This window comes from Candidatus Nitrospira nitrosa (assembly GCF_001458735.1).
Taxonomy (GTDB): Bacteria; Nitrospirota; Nitrospiria; order Nitrospirales; family Nitrospiraceae; genus Nitrospira_D; species Nitrospira_D nitrosa.
On the sequence record NZ_CZQA01000001.1, the window covers coordinates 679,090 to 694,599 of the forward strand.

Genomic DNA, 15,510 nt, shown 5'->3' on the forward strand with positions numbered 1-15,510 from the left:
TTCATGAAGCGTAGAATCGGTCGTCGAGGTGATTGATCTTCATGAGCGATGCTTGTCACGTACGGGTGACAGTGACGCAACGATAAGCGGTACGATGCGGTCTCCGATGTACTCGGCTATGGCCCTATTGGCCAGCGGAGTAAGGTGGCAATCATCGGTAAATGCATCGTCTTCGATTGCTCCGAAGATATCGGTCAGGTCGATGAACGATGCTCCCACGCCGGCAGTGACCTGCCGAAGCTTTTCAGCAACCATTGGTCGAGCCCTGTTTTTGAACTGCAGGTAGTTAACCGGCTTTGACTTGATGATTTCGGCCAACCGTTCCTGTTCGAATTCTGTCAGTATCTTGTGCTGCTCAAACAGCAGATCCGGTTGAAGTGCAAAGACAGGGACAATTCCCTCGTGCCGGAGGATGAGCGCATTTCGTTCAACCATCCGGATGAAATTTGCGTCAGCATTCGCATCAAGATTCTGTAAGGCCTCATCCACATCCAGCTGTGGGCGGGGCTGTGGCCGAATACTCTGGATGGCCGACCAGAGCGGGCGAAGTTTCTTCCCCGCCAAGTATACAAAATGACTCTTGCGATACAGCCAGAATCCGGTATAGCTGACCCATGCCTTCAGGGAGGGCTCATCCAGATACAAATGTGACCATTCGCGGTAAGGATAATCGCGGAACTGATCATACCCCTTCTCCCATGGGAAATAGTCGTTGGTGCCGTCAAGAAGGATAATCATGTCCGGATGGTACTTCAAAATCGTCTGGTTGAGATAAATCAAATGGTGATGACTAGAATGGCTTGGAATGCCGGCGTTGATCACCTCAAATCGACGAGATGGAATCTTGTGATGCAGCAGCTCCTCCACGTAGTGATCAATGGTCTCGTTGTTGTTGAGCACCGGATATTTGAGATGTCCCTTCGGCGACAATGATCCCAAGCCGTAGGCTGTCGACCCTCCCATAAGAAAAATACGGTAGGTGTTCGGAGGTTTTGCCATGGGAACATCTTCTGTCCTCCGAAATCCCTGTCCATTGTGCGTGATGCCTCTGGTGTCTTGATAGTGAGGAGTCGGATGAATGTTCTTGTAATCATCAAACTGATGCATCATCAAATGACGTCCGTCATATCCTTCCTCGACACGCAGATAGACATACGAAGCACATTCCAAGAAAGCCAGCGTTGAACACAGGGCCAGAATTGAACCTGCGATGACGGCTCGCCGTGAGATTCGGGCGCCTGGACGAACCCTCTCCGCTATTTTCTGTATGGTCTGGCAGAATTCCATATTCGATGTCCGTAACTCGATCCGGATGGATCATCAGCAGATGCGACTTGATGGATAGCTCCCTATAGTCCAGTGGGGAGAACATCGTACGACCAGCGCTCACCCGGCTCCAGAAAGATCATGACCATTGCTCCCGGGGGCGATCGGCTTGGGCATTGTCACTCCACGCAAGCGGTGCCTCCCCTTGCGGCGTGAATCCTTTGCTGAGCAGCCACCGTACATACTCGTGATACACGGCCTGCCAGATGTTCTCTGGGCGGAACTCCCGCAGCACCCATTCGCGTGCGGCCTTCCCATGGCGCCGGCGGAGTACCGGATCGCACACATATCGGTTTAGCCCTACAGCGAGAGCACTCGCATCAGCGACTGGCACCAGAGTACCTGTCATGTTGTCTTGGACCGCATCCAGACAACCTGTGGCCCTGGTGGCAACAATCGACAGTCCCATGGCAGCGGCTTCCAACAGGACAAGTGGAAACCCTTCACGATGCGTGGGCAACACCAGAACGTCCATCGCGTTGTAGAGCGGAGGCGTCTCCCAATTTTCTCCCGTAAAACGCACACGCGAGTCCGTTCGCAGCCGTTCAAGTACCCCCGGTGGAGGGGGATCACCGGGCTCCTCTGGTCCAATGAGGAGGAGATACAGGTCTGGATGTTCCTTCCTCAAGATCGTCCAGGCATCATTCAATTCGACGAGTCCCTTCGCACGCGCCAAACGGCCTACAAATCCGATCACCGTAGCATCCATGGGAATGCCATATCGGCGCCGGGTCTCGCTCCGCACAGCGCCATTCGCTCGATCTGGATTGAACTCTCTCTCGGCATCGACACCATTGCAGCTCCCCTGCAACAGAACATGAATTTTCTTTGGAGGTGACAATTGGAGATCCACTGCCATGGCCTCCACTGACCGGCTGACACAGAGAACCTGCGAGGCCATCCGACAGGACACGAACTCGGTGGCCATGAGGATTCGTCGTGTAAGGCCGGTTGCTGTAATAAAGGGAAGGCCATGCATATGGTAGATCCGCACCGGCACGCCAGCCAATCGCGCCGCGATCATTCCCAATAATCCACCTTTCGGCGTGTGCGCGTGAACGATGTGCGGGCGAAGACGACGAAACAGACGCCACAGCTGAAAGAGAGCGACAAGGTCACGTAGCGGTGTGATCCGTCTGGCCATGGACACCGGATGCACAGTGACAGATTCTTCCGCCGCGAATTGAGCTAATGGCTCCCCTGGTGATGAGACCGCATGGCTTTCAAATCCCCTGGCCCGCATATAGGCCGCTTGCCCAGCCACAAATCGAAGAGACAGCGGGACGGTGGTCACGTGCACCAGTCTTATCGGAGCAATCGTCATCAACGGCTCAGTCTGTGCGAAAAAGAACAGGGTGTGACCTGATCAGAAGCGATGTATGAGAACGACCCTCGGCACTCAGGAGAATAGCGGTGATGTGCGGGCCATGCGTGAACTATCAAGACGTAGGTCTACCCCACTCGATAGCCGTTGGCCCACAGACCTTCCGATTGGGAAACTAGTGGCCTGAGTCTGAAGTTCGCATCAAAACTCTGGGAGCTAACTGTTTGATTTACAGAGACTGTATGCCATGGAATTATTCAACGCATATCAGACTCAGGACACTAGAACAGCGTGTATACAAACGGGGCCACCGCCGACCCTTGCGTGAGAACAATCAGCGTCCCTAGCAGCAGCAACACCATGAAGATCGGCAACAGCCAAAACTTCTTCCGTTCTTTCATGAAGGCCCATAATTCACTCAGAAATTCTCCCATCACTTGCTCCTCATCTACCTTAGAATTGATTCCGCATATGCTGGCGGGGCCTGGGAGCCCGCAAGACGCGATAGGTGTCGGCCTCCTGGGCGAAGACCCGATGCATGGAATCTTTGCCCATCAGACGCATCCCCAGCCCCATCGGAGTCAATAGGAGATAATAAATGACTCCGAGGATAATCCTCGTATTGATCGCACCAAGCACATGACCGATCTTCATCCACACATGATGCACCTGTTTCAGACTCTGTGGTACAGCCGTCCCCAGAACGATTAAGAGGCTACCGAACATCAGTGTCCAGATGCGAGGAGACTCGCTTCGAAACAGGACCGGCCATACACCAATCACTGTCAACACCCCTCCAACCAGAAGACCGAACTGGCGGAGATCCTTCGTCGTCGGCTGCTGACCTTGCTGATTCATCATCCCCCCTAATCGAGCTCAAATTCCTTCTGCCAATGCGTGTCGTTCACTAACGGCTTTTGCTGCGTTTTATAGAGCACACAGTCCTCCAGGACAAGTACATCCATTTCCGTTCGCATGAAGCACCGATAGGCATCCTCCGGTGTGCCCACGATCGGCTCTCCCCGAACGTTGAAGGACGTATTGACCAAAACTGGACAACCTGTATGCACCTCGAACGCCTTCAGGAGCCGGTAATACCGGGGATTGGTCTCCTCATGGACCGTTTGAATTCTGGCAGAATAGTCCAGATGCGTCACGGCCGGAATTTCAGATCGTGGAACGTTCAGCAGCTCGATTCCCCAGAGACCGGATTGAGAAGCCGGCAGTGGCAACCGTCGTTTTTTATGCACCGGCGCCACCAACAGCATGTACGGACTATCCGCATTCATCTCGAAAAAATCCGACACGCGTTCCCGTAACACCGAAGGCGCAAACGGACGAAACGATTCGCGATATTTGATTTTGAGGTTCATCACCGATTGCATCGTAGTATTTCGAGCATCACCGAGAATGCTTCGGCCGCCGAGCGCCCTGGGACCGAACTCCATCCGACCTTGGTACCACCCCACCACCTTCCCTTCGGCGAGATCCTTTGCAACATGATCGACGAGCTCTTTCTCGTCGAGGCGTTCATAGGGTGCGTCCGCGGATTTGAGAAATTGTTCGATCTCCTCATTGGTATGTCTTGGACCGAGATAACTCCCCTTCATTCGGTCACTGCCGGTCGCACGTCTTGGCTGATCATCATACCGATGCCAGGCGGTCAGTGCGGCCCCGATCGCTCCACCGGCATCCCCGGCCGCCGGCTGAATCCAGATCCCCTTGAAGGGACCTTCGCGAAGGATCCGGCCGTTCCCTACACAATTCAACGCCACCCCTCCGGCCATACAGAGATAGTCGACCCCCGTTTCACGATGGAGTGTTCCGGTCACACGAAGCATCACTTCTTCGGTGACCTCCTGAATTGAGCGGGCCAGGTCCATTTCCCGCTGGGTCAACGTACTTTCGGGCTTCCGAGGAGGTCCGCCAAACACCTCGTCGAATTTATTTCCCGTCATCGTCAGACCAGTACAGTAGTTAAAATAGTCCATGTTCAAGCGAAACGTCCCGTCTGGCTTGAGGTCGAGGAGATGGTCATAGATCTGCTTCACATATTTCGGTTCGCCATACGGAGCCAGGCCCATCACCTTATATTCGCCTGAATTCACCTTGAACCCGGTGTAGTACGTGAAGGCGGAATAGAGGAGGCCCAGTGAATGGGGAAAGGGAATCTCCCAAAGTGGTGTGACGACGTTTCCCTCGCCGAGCCAGGCCGAAGTGGTCGCCCACTCCCCGACACCGTCCATGCACAGAACGACCGCCTTTTCATAGGGAGACGGATAGAAGGCGGAGGCAGCGTGCGATTCATGATGCTCGCCGAACAAGAACTGCGGAAGTTCCGATTGCTTCAGTGCTGGAGCGAGCGCCACGAATTCCTTCGCAAGGACATTCCGAAGGAACAGCTTTTCCTTCAGCCAAACCGGCATGGCGGCGACAAATGATTGAAGGCCCTTCGGGGCATAGGCGAGGTACGTCTCGAGCAGTCGCTCAAATTTCACGAGCGGTTTATCATAAAAGACGATATACCGAAGATCCCTCAGCGTGATTCCCCCCTCCTTCATACAGTAGGCGACCGCATGTGACGGAAAACCGGGATCATGCTTTTTTCGCGTGAACCGTTCCTCCTGCGCTGCGGCAACGATTTCTCCGTCACGAATCAGGCAGGCAGCGCTATCATGGTAGAAGGCCGATATGCCAAGAATGTGGCTCATAGATCCCCCTCATCTTCATAATTCAGCAATCGCCATGAACACCTGGTTCGCGACCACCGTCCGATAACGCTAGAATCTGTCAACATTCCTATGATCCACGCCATCGCTGCGCCAAACGAGATGAAACTCGGGAGGTTACAAGCGCAGTTGGTACGACACCTCGTGATGGCTACAGTGCAGCCTTAAATTCTTTACTTCGATCAAAAGGGCCCTGCACTCCAGGCACGAAGGATGTAGTACTGGTCAACCTGTACACCACATTGGCGACCAAGAGGAAGATCACGGCCCGCATACTTTCCTTGGTTTCATCGAGTGCATCGCCCACGATGATATTCTCGCCCACGATCGCGTAAAGCGCCTGTGTCGTGAAAATGTGGATCGGTACCAGTCCGGCAATCCACCAAGGAACAATTGGGAGCCCGATACGAGCGGCCCATGTACGTAGAACTCTGCTGAACCTAGTGAATATTGGAACCAGTGTGCACAGTGCAAGTTGAAAAACAGCCAGCAGTCGGTCCATGACCAGCAGACGCGCCCAGAACGATTTTTCAGCGCCTTCCACGGTCTGCCCATGAAACCAGGCAAGATTGTGCAAGTTCCATTCTTCTTGTCGATTGATGTCCTTAAGCCAATTCGGGACCGAATAGTCGAACAGTCGTTGCCCCCAACTAATCTCCTCGCCAAAACAGATGAAACAGAAAGCCCCAAGGAGAAAGAGCGCCAGAGAATTGTCAAAATGGTTGGCTCTGGATTGACCTCGGAGCTTCGATGAGCGATACGCGGTCATGAAAAAGAGGGTACTGGCGAGAAGGAAACTGAGCGCCCCGATATTCTCGATCGGACCATCTTCCATGCCCAACCAGACAACTGTCTCATCTGAACAGAGCAGCAGGCTGGCGTGTCCAAGCAGTAGCAGATAGGCTGCAACGATCATTGCGCCTGAAATCGTAAGATACTTATGTCGCAGCTTTTCCATATGGAGTTTTCCTTACCCGCCGCACGTGATACTGAAGTCATATGCCCTAACATCAAACGTCACGGCCTATCAAGATGTACCAATTGTGTACCACGGGTTTGGACCGCCTTCTCCAGTCAGATACGTACCCAGTGGTCACCGAATGGTTTGAGCTGTTGGACCAGGGTATGTGGACACCATTTTGGCCAGATTCGAGGCGGACACAGCATCGGCAGCAACCTGATGTCCCAAACCGTTCCAATGCCCATCCGTTGGAAACTCGAAGCGTGCGCCATCCTTGTCGTGTCGGGCAATGAACGGGGACTGTAGGTCAATCACTTCATAGCCTTTCAAGATTGCCGTCTCTATGAAGTACTGCCGTATGAGGTCGAAGTAGCTTCCTTGTGCCTTTAGGAGATCCTCGGGCGAATATAGTTGTGGCCGCATACCGTCGACCACGAACTGAATCCTGGCTGGCTCCAGTTCGACGCGACGCGAAAGTTCGGAGAAAAATGAATCCACAACCAGCCGAGAATCACGAACACGTTCGAGTGATGCATCGCGTGAGGTATTTCCCACATAGAGGACCTCGGACCGTGTGAACCATTGAGGGAGTCGTGTTAGGTCTCCGACACCAACCGTTGACCAGAGATAACGAACAACCGCCGAATGCTTCAGGATGGTTTCGAGAACCGTGGGCTGGTAATCGGTTCGTATCAGACTGAGCGATTGGTCTTGGCTATGTCTTTTAAACAGGTGCAATCCGCTTCTCACTTGGACCAAGCTTTCGTCGAAATCATTACCAATAATCACGAATACCAGTCCCTGTGGATGAAACTCACGCCACACGTATTCAGCCATGGCCACATACTGGGCCAATTGAGAGCCAGAGATCCCGAAGCTGTAGACCTTACCCTTTCCCTTGTAGAGCTCTGCCAGGCGTCCTTGCAGGGACTGCTCATACGGCACCATGAGGGCTTCGACATAGCTATCGCCGATGACAGCTAAGAGAAGATCCTCAGGGTTGGATTGATAGTCCTGATTGTTGACGAATCCATAATTGTTGAAGCGGCCATAGTTTAGGATCTCAAAGTTCCAGCCTTTCGCATAGGTAAAGCGCTGGTTGGATGGGAAACGGAGAATCGGATTGTGCTGGTCGACCGGTAGTTTCTGCATGCTGCTACAGACGGGCAGAAATCTCAGAGCGATTTCGATGATCAGCAGCGAGGAAAGTACGCTCCCCACCACAGTAAACATCGCCAAGCCCGCCGAGATACGTCGATAATTCTTCATGCGGGTACCACACGCGGATTTCGTACCGATAGACTGCATGTGGCTTCTTCCATCAATCGCATGGGCCGCTGCTGAGAGTCGAACCAGGCTTGGAACATGAGGACGTCCCACAGCGTACGCCAGTCCGCCTTCCCAGATTGATGTTCGATCCATTTGCCTTGGATACGGTCCGGATTGAGAAATCCTTGATCGTTCAACCGCTTTCTGTCCAACAGTGCCTCGCCCCAGTCCTTTAGGGGGCCGCGCAGCCATGTGCTGATCGGTACAGAGAACCCCATCTTGGGCCGCTCAGTCAGCGTGGGTGGAACGTACCGGGAGAGGACTTGCCGGAGAATCCATTTTCCCCGTCCGTCGCGAACGTTCATCGAGACCGGGAGTTGCCAGGCGAACTCGGCCACACGATGGTCCAAAAGCGGCACGCGCGCTTCCAGACTCACACCCATACTGGCCCGATCCACTTTCACGAGGATGTTGTCCGGCAGATACGTGATCAAGTCGGTGTACATCATCCGATGGAGCACACCGGAAAGCCTCCCCCATTGTGTCCGATCGGTAAACGCGGTCGGAGGCTCCGACGACCCAATCACCACTGAGTCTGGAACATCCCAATGCGTGATGATCCCCCGATACATGGTTTCGATACAGTCTGCGGGCAAGAGCTCCGCTAATTTCTTGAGCCGAAGACCTTGGTGCTGCAGCGTGAGGCCATTCGAACTGATCGGCCCGACCATCCGAAGCAGAAACTTCCAGGGCGCCGACGATAGCGCGCTGAGTCCTCTCCCAGACAGCACTCTCAAAGCTCGCGGCAACCAGCCCATCAGCTTCCAAATACGTACCCCATGGAGATAGGTATCATAGCCGGCAAACAACTCATCTCCGGCGTCGCCCGATAAGCATACCGTCACGTCGCGGCGAGCCAGTTGGGAAACCAAAAACGTTGGTATTTGTGAGGCATCGGAAAACGGCTCGTCGTAGAGCGTGGGAAGACGGGGGATGACCGCCATTGCCTCTTCAGGGGCCACATAAAGCTCGGTGTGATGTGTCCCAAGATGCTTTGCCACGGCTTTCGCATAGTCAGCTTCATTGTAAGCCGCCTCGTGAAACCCGATGCTGAAGGTCCGGACGGGTTGCGCGCTTTGCGCCTGCATGAGTGCGACGATGGTCGAGGAATCCACACCGCCCGACAAAAATGCGCCCAACGGCACGTCCGCTTCCATCCGAAGTTTGACTGCATCTCTCACCAAGTGATCCAAATGTCCAATGGCCTCCGCCTCCGTACCGACGAAAGGATTCGCACTTCCCTGTTCAGCAACAGCTCGAACGGACCAATATGGTATCGAGTCTGGAGGGGACCCCGCCTCCGGATCCACCGTCAAAATGGTTCCAGGCAAGACCTTCGAGATCCCGCAATAGATCGAATAAGGAGCTGGAATGTAACCGTGGCGAAAGTAGAGTGCCAACACATCCCGATTGATATGTGTGTCGAAGTCCGGATGCACTCGCAGAGCCTTGAGTTCCGAAGCAAACAGAAATGTCCTCCCCATCCACCCGTAGTACAACGGCTTCTCGCCAAACCGGTCCCGAGCCAGGTGGAGTCGGCGCTCGTCACGATCCCACACAGCAAATGCGAACATGCCATTGAACCGCTCGACGGCCTGACGGATACCCCACTGTGAAAAGGAAGCGAGCATGATCTCGGTATCTGAGTGGCCACGAAACGTATGCCCAAGGCATTCCAATTCGCTGCGTACGGCCCTGAAATTGTAGATCTCGCCGTTGAAACTGAGTGCATAGCGGCCGGAGCCCGAGTGCATCGGCTGGTGGCCGAGCGGAGAGAGATCTAAGATCGACAAGCGGCGATGCGCCAAGGCGATACCGGCAGATGGATCCGTCCAGACCCCTGAATCGTTCGGCCCTCGATGGTGCAATGTGGCAGCCATGGCCGCAGCTGTCGCTTCCAACTCCTCTCTCGTACTCCGAGGCACAGTCTCACAATAGCCGGCGATGCCACACATGACGAAGCGTCACTCCATTCGATTCAATGCGGACGATGGCGAATCATGTCTCATTGATTAATGATTACCTTAAGCGACACGTGAGATTGCAAGGTCATCAAACATTGTTTGGTAACGGTCGACTATATTCGGCAGATCAAAATTGTCTTTGATCCGTTGTCTCGCCTGCAAGCCTGTTCGGAGCAGCTGCTCTTGACCGAGGTTAAGCATATGCTCCCAAGCTCGCGCCAATGCCTCTGCATCTCGAGGAGGAACCACAATGCCGGTCGGCCCTACGATGTGAGCTGAATCACCAACATCTGTCACCACACAAGGGACCCCACAACTCATCGCTTCACTGACCACATTTGCAAAACTTTCACCGAAGCAGGACGAGGATGTCGCCAAATCAAACGAGGCCATCAGTTGCGGCACATCCTCACGGCGTCCGAGTAGACGACAGTTCTCACGAATCCCGGCATCATCAATCCATGCGGCAAGTTCTCGGTTGTTCCAGGTCACACCTTCGCCGCAGAGAATAAAATGGACCGATGGTCGCATAGAGACGAGACGTTTTGCGGCGCACACAAAATTCTGATGGTCTTTCTGGGGATGAAATCGTCCCACGAGGCCGATCACGGAGGCCTCAGTGGGAATCCCGAGAGCTTGTCGAGTCAACCGGCGCGCCACTGGATCGGGTTTCAATGCCGTCAGATCGACACCGTTGGGAATGACCACCATTTTGTCGGCTGTATAGCCGAAGGCCACATGAGCCTCACGGGATGCCTCAGAACAACAGACGATCCGTTTGGGAATCCAGCGGGACAACCGAGCGCAGAGTTTGACCGTGGGAACCGTCAGCGGACCATACCCTTGAGTAAGTGGGTCACTGTGCCGGACTCCCCATGCGATCGGAATGTGTCCTGCCAGTCGAGCTGCCACACCCCCGAGTAAGTCTGCGTGGTACATCCAGGTTTGCATGACATGTGGACGGTCTTGACGAATCCAGCGCAGGAGACGCCCAATGGACACTAAGTTTGGCTTGCCTGGTTGCATCCCGAGCGATCGAACGGAAATTCCCAATCTCTCAATTTTTTCACTGACCGGCCCGAGCTGGATAAGGGAGATGACCGATGGCATAAAGCGTTGTCGATCCAAGCGCGAAAGCAGCCGAAGTAACATTAATTCAGCTCCTCCTGCGTAAAGGCCGGTCGCCAGGAATAAAATCCGTTTGGGTGACATAGATCCCTTAACAGAGGCGATTGTAGTTTTATGGATATAGGTTGAGTGCGAGGCCTGATCTTGAAGAATTGAAGCTATGAGTACTAGATCCTAGATAGGTGCATCGGTGATGTAGATGAAGGCCGATCCACACACATCACCCCATACATTCCTACAGGGTTTGGGAAATATGAAAGAGGTTGTTTGGGAGCCAAAACTGAGAAAATTGAAATGATTCCACATCATTAGCACTCACAGGCAAAAATCCGATTCCTATAGGAATACAAATTGCTTACGTCAGTCGGCGGCGGCTGACGACAATGTCAGCTAGATCATCGATAGAAATAACAAATGACTATTAGTGAACGAAAGGAGTTACGCATGATATTCCTGCTCTTTTTGCTGATGATGCTGATGCCTCTGCATAGTTGGGCTTTCTTGACCGACAGCGTTGTCTATCCAGAGCCAGCTCGGCCTTCCCTGCCCACCGCTGGCTCGAAGGCAACGGACCCCGTGTTTGGGTCCACTATCCTGCGCGTGACAGATGCCGGAGACGGCAGCGGTGACTGCATGACGTTCTATTCGAATATGCCCTCCCTGAATGTCAACAACACCAAAATCGCGGCGCAATGTCGAGTTGTTGGACCGAAACGCTTCAAGGTCTGGGATTTCAATGCGTCGACGATGACACGCTCCAACGGACGCACCCAAAGCAACCCGATAACAGGAGCCCAAGAGTATTTCCCGCAATGGTCCCGCACCACTTCCAACAAATTTACCGTATGCGCGCAAATGAATCTGGTTGAAGTGACCATTCCCGATGGGACATCGACCCTCTGGACGAATACAATCCTGCACAGTTTCACAACCGATTTCCCCGGCGCAACCTCCGTAACCCAGCATTCCGTGTCGAACAATGATGATGTGTTCGCTGTGATGTCCAATACCGGGGGTTATGCCGTCTGGAGGCGCAGTACGAATTCCATCCTGTTGAAAGTGACCAACGTAACCGGTCTCAATGAAGTGGAGATTGATAAGAGCGGCCGTTATCTCGTGGTCAGGAGAAGTGGGGCAACAGCTGTCTGGGATCTGCAGGTCGGACCGACCCAAACACAAGTGTCGCCGACACTGGCTTTTAGCCATCGCGCCATGGGAAATAGAATCGTCGGGAGTTCCTGTAACTACCGTCGGCTGTGCGTGCGGAACCTGGCAACGCCTAACACCGTGACCTTCATACTGCCGAGAGATTTATGGGCCTACTATACTCAAGATGATCACTTTGGCATGCCGAGTGGCACTGATGCCTGGATGACTGCCAGCCGCTATTCACCCGCCGGAGGGTCTGTGCATCAAGCGTTCGACAACGAGATCGTGCAGATCGCCACTGATGGGTCGAATCGAGTGCGACGGATCGCCCATCACCGCAGTGTCGTGTTGAACAATAATTACGATGCTCAACCCAAGGCATCGGTGAGCCGCGATGGAAACTTCATTACTTTTACGAGTAATTGGGGGAACCCCAGCGGGCGTAAAGATCTGTATCTCGTTCGGGTCCAATGACCGACAATTTCATACCGGTGGTCTCCTACTCTCACGTTTGCCCAAATGTCATTTGGATTTCAGGCTGAGGAGAATTGCGATTGCACTCTGTAATACTTCTTGCCTCTCTGGTTCATCTGCACAGAAACGTACGTCGCGAATTACATTTCCTTCCTTAGTTGGACGAGATAACCATGGATTGAAAGGATTTCTGGAATAAGCAACTAAAAACTCACGAGATACCGAATAGTTCAGGGACAGAGGGTCATAACTACACCTGGCATGCTCGTTGCTCGGCTCCACAATATTCTTATCTGGGATTCACCGATTGAGTAACCTCAGTCAACCATGGTAACACCGGAGGCGAGCTATGCACGTGCTGTATCTGGTTCCGCTAGGAGTGCTGTGGGCCATACCGTCGTGGGCATTTCTTTCGGATATGAACGTCTACCAGATGCCTGCTTCTCCACCCTCGTTGCCAGCTGCCGGATCGATAGCGATTGACCCCACGTTTGGCACCACCATCCTCCGGGTAACAGATGGAGACGATAGCACGTCGTACTGCATAAACGATTATAGCAACGAGCCACCTTTAAACATCGATAATACGAAGGTACGCGCCATCTGTCAGGTGGGATACAAGAGGCTCAAGGTCTGGGACTTCAACGCCGCTTCAATGACACGCTCGAACGGACGGATTCAGGGGAATCCGCCTCCCGGATTACGGGAGTATGAGGCTCAGTGGTCTCGTAGTGCCCCTAATAAATTTTATGCGGTAGGACTCACATCACTCTATGAAATCACGATTCCAGATGGATCCAGTACGACATGGGGGAATACGCTGATCCGTGACTTTGGAACAGAGTTTGTTGCCGATTACATTACTCAAATGTCCGTGAGCGACAACGACGATGTCTTCGCATTTCACTATGTCAAGAATGGAGTGAGCACGGGCTATATGGTCTATAAACGGAGCACCGACACTATTGTGCTCAACGTCACCGATGAAGGTTCGATTAACGAGGTCGAAATCGACAAAAGCGGACGCTATCTCGTGTCGTTGAAAGCCAATGCGACCAAGGATCTGCACGTGTGGGATCTGCAGGGTACCCCAACCCGCACGACCGTTGATAGTCTCGTATGGTTTAGTCATCGCGCTATGGGCAATGGGGTTGTTGGGACTAGCTGTAATACCCGTCGCCTGTGCATACGGAATCTGGCTACACCGAACTCGGTGACCTTCCTCCTACCAAAAGACTCCTGGTCCTACAACACCCAGAGCGATCATTTTGCCATGCCCGGTGGGGGCGATGCGTGGATGGTGAGCAGTCGCTACCACATCAATGGAGGATCCTCGGTGAACCCGTTTGACAATGAAATCGTTCTCATCGCCACTGATGGATCGAGTCGAGTACGACGGATTGCGCATCATTGGAGTATCGTCATCAACGATGATTACGACGCCCAGCCAAGAGCATCAGCCAGCCGAGACGGAAATTTCATTGCCTTTACGAGTAATTGGGGGAACCCCGGAGAACGCAGGGATCTGTATCTTGTTCGTGTCAAAGCCGGCAGTTCGACCACTCCCGCAGCTCCTAGCAAGCTAAGAATAAACAAATAAGAAAGTAGTAGCATCTGAATTGGTAATCACTCACGGCCCCATGTGAGATCAGAGGGTTCCTTCGATCCTGGTCTGCACTCATACGTGATCTGTAATTGAGCACCCGCTTCATAACGGCCGGAGCTGTTCCTCCTCTATTTCCATGGAGTCCACCAGCTTTGGGTGCCGGAATTCACTGCGCATGCTCGGTCCCGCTTTGGAATCGATTGTGAGAGATGTTCTACTATCGTGTCTAACAGGAAAGGCGACTCACGCGCCACGACCTGCACCCTACCCTAGGCGGGCTGCAACACCCCAAGATACTTGCAAAGTTTTTGAGCGATCAGTTGTCCTGCCAGATGATGCCCTGCGATATTCCAATGACCGAGTCCAAGTCCAGAATTAGGGAAACCATGCAAAAAGATGCGGTTTTCCTCGGCATAGGCTTGGAACAGCGGAGCGAGAGCAAGCACCTCAAAACGATTATCTCCCAGAGCCCGTATTCGATTCTCGGAATAAAAAAGGTCCGATACACCCAAACGACGCTCCAACATCCTCCGTCCGGCTTGATCAGGACCCACCTGAGGACCACTACTCACCGTGATAGCCATAAATGCTTTGCCTCTGCCTTCGACCTCTGCATGCATCTGCTTGATGAGGTACTCCGTGACTTGCCAGGCCTCTTTCCAGATAGACTCTTGTGGCTCCACATATGTCTCCATATCTAGACCAGCTTCTCCTTGTAACCATGGGGATTCCTCCCCTTGATAGCCAGATACTCTGGTCATTCCCTCTAGCAGTTGGCCAGCGTGGACTGATTGTGCGTCTGTGGCCCGACTCGGTGACATCACCCGCCGCAGTGCCTCGATCGTTAGTTGGAAAATTCGCAACGAGTCCCGGGCTTGCGTTACGACCTGCCCGAATGAGGAGGAGCGTAACCAGAATCCACCTTCATGGCGGAACGACGTATCTTCGACAAGCTGCCCATCCTTAAAGAAATAATACGGCCTCCGGTCGTCCTTTTCTAGGGCTCGGGAATTATTCCGAACGTCGTTAGTGGGAGTGATTGCCAGAAGGACGACATCCGGCGCATAGGCCCATACTCGGCGGCGCAGCATAATCAATTCTTGCGCGGTGCCATATCCGGAAACTCCGAAGTTAATGATCTCCGGCTCCCGACCGACCATGGCTGTACATGTTCTGATCTCTCGCTCCGCAACCGCCCAGAATGTATCTTCCATCGGCACCTGCATAGCCTCTGCGAAAGAGTCTCCCAATACCGCAATCCGCAGAACATGATCCGGCTTGGGCATGGCATGTTCGCGATCCCGGAGTCCCGCCGAATTGATTCGGACAAAGGCTTCACCCTCTCGTTTCCACCATCCTTCGGTGTGGGGGCGCAGCGTTGAACCCAGGTCATCATCGATTCGAGAGAAAATCGGGTAGGAAATGCCGACCGCTCGTAACCCAGCCTCACACATCACGAGGCTGATCAGCGCGCTGATGAAAATTACTAGGAGTGTGTGATTCTTCGACATGACATGAGG

The 15,510-nt window shown here is 53.4% G+C and carries 12 protein-coding genes; 2 read left to right on the top strand and 10 right to left on the bottom strand.

Translation table 11 applies throughout. The annotated features are described in order from the left end of the window. Positions 1 to 39: 39 nt before the first annotated feature. The 9 genes from COMA1_RS03295 to COMA1_RS03330 form a co-directional block, all read right to left on the bottom strand. On the bottom strand, positions 40 to 1,110 hold the full coding sequence (locus COMA1_RS03295; RefSeq protein ID WP_176697819.1) for an SGNH/GDSL hydrolase family protein: 1,071 nt from the start codon (positions 1,108 to 1,110) through the stop codon (positions 40 to 42). Between the two features lie 295 nt (positions 1,111 to 1,405). Beyond that, entirely contained in the window at positions 1,406 to 2,650 is a 1,245-nt protein-coding gene (locus tag COMA1_RS03300) for a glycosyltransferase family 4 protein (RefSeq protein WP_245630827.1), read from the bottom strand. A gap of 281 nt (positions 2,651 to 2,931) precedes the next feature. Next, positions 2,932 to 3,084 (bottom strand): DUF5989 family protein, encoded by a 153-nt coding sequence (locus COMA1_RS20950; RefSeq protein ID WP_176697820.1) that lies wholly within the window; start codon positions 3,082 to 3,084, stop codon positions 2,932 to 2,934. Positions 3,085 to 3,103: 19 nt separating this feature from the next. Further along, positions 3,104 to 3,511: an SxtJ family membrane protein gene (locus tag COMA1_RS03305; RefSeq protein WP_090743737.1), complete on the bottom strand. Its 408-nt coding sequence runs from the start codon at positions 3,509 to 3,511 to the stop codon at positions 3,104 to 3,106. A gap of 5 nt (positions 3,512 to 3,516) precedes the next feature. Then, positions 3,517 to 5,361, bottom strand: coding sequence for a carbamoyltransferase family protein (locus COMA1_RS03310; protein WP_090743740.1), 1,845 nt, complete (start codon positions 5,359 to 5,361; stop codon positions 3,517 to 3,519). A gap of 169 nt (positions 5,362 to 5,530) precedes the next feature. Further along, positions 5,531 to 6,337 carry a hypothetical protein gene (locus COMA1_RS03315; protein WP_090743743.1) on the bottom strand — a complete coding sequence of 269 codons (807 nt, stop codon included), beginning with the start codon at positions 6,335 to 6,337 and terminating at the stop codon, positions 5,531 to 5,533. Positions 6,338 to 6,472: 135 nt separating this feature from the next. Next, positions 6,473 to 7,609 carry an SGNH/GDSL hydrolase family protein gene (locus tag COMA1_RS03320; RefSeq protein WP_090743746.1) on the bottom strand — a complete coding sequence of 379 codons (1,137 nt, stop codon included), beginning with the start codon at positions 7,607 to 7,609 and terminating at the stop codon, positions 6,473 to 6,475. Beyond that, positions 7,606 to 9,624, bottom strand: coding sequence for an asparagine synthase (glutamine-hydrolyzing) (asnB, locus tag COMA1_RS03325; RefSeq protein WP_090743749.1), 2,019 nt, complete (start codon positions 9,622 to 9,624; stop codon positions 7,606 to 7,608). The genes COMA1_RS03320 and asnB overlap by 4 nt, the downstream gene beginning before the upstream one ends. Positions 9,625 to 9,693: 69 nt before the next feature. Beyond that, positions 9,694 to 10,845 (bottom strand): glycosyltransferase, encoded by a 1,152-nt coding sequence (locus tag COMA1_RS03330; RefSeq protein ID WP_281176217.1) that lies wholly within the window; start codon positions 10,843 to 10,845, stop codon positions 9,694 to 9,696. 360 nt (positions 10,846 to 11,205) lie between these two features. On the opposite strand from COMA1_RS03330, the gene COMA1_RS03335 reads away from it, so the two are divergent. Both COMA1_RS03335 and COMA1_RS03340 read left to right on the top strand, forming a co-directional pair. Further along, a complete protein-coding gene (locus COMA1_RS03335) occupies positions 11,206 to 12,384 on the top strand; it encodes a WD40 repeat domain-containing protein (RefSeq protein ID WP_090743753.1) in 1,179 nt (392 codons plus the stop codon). A gap of 349 nt (positions 12,385 to 12,733) precedes the next feature. Further along, positions 12,734 to 13,984 (top strand): hypothetical protein, encoded by a 1,251-nt coding sequence (locus COMA1_RS03340; protein ID WP_090743754.1) that lies wholly within the window; start codon positions 12,734 to 12,736, stop codon positions 13,982 to 13,984. 275 nt (positions 13,985 to 14,259) lie between these two features. On the opposite strand, the gene COMA1_RS03345 is transcribed toward COMA1_RS03340, so the two are convergent. Then, entirely contained in the window at positions 14,260 to 15,501 is a 1,242-nt protein-coding gene (locus COMA1_RS03345; RefSeq protein ID WP_090743757.1) for an SGNH/GDSL hydrolase family protein, read from the bottom strand. Positions 15,502 to 15,510: the final 9 nt, after the last annotated feature.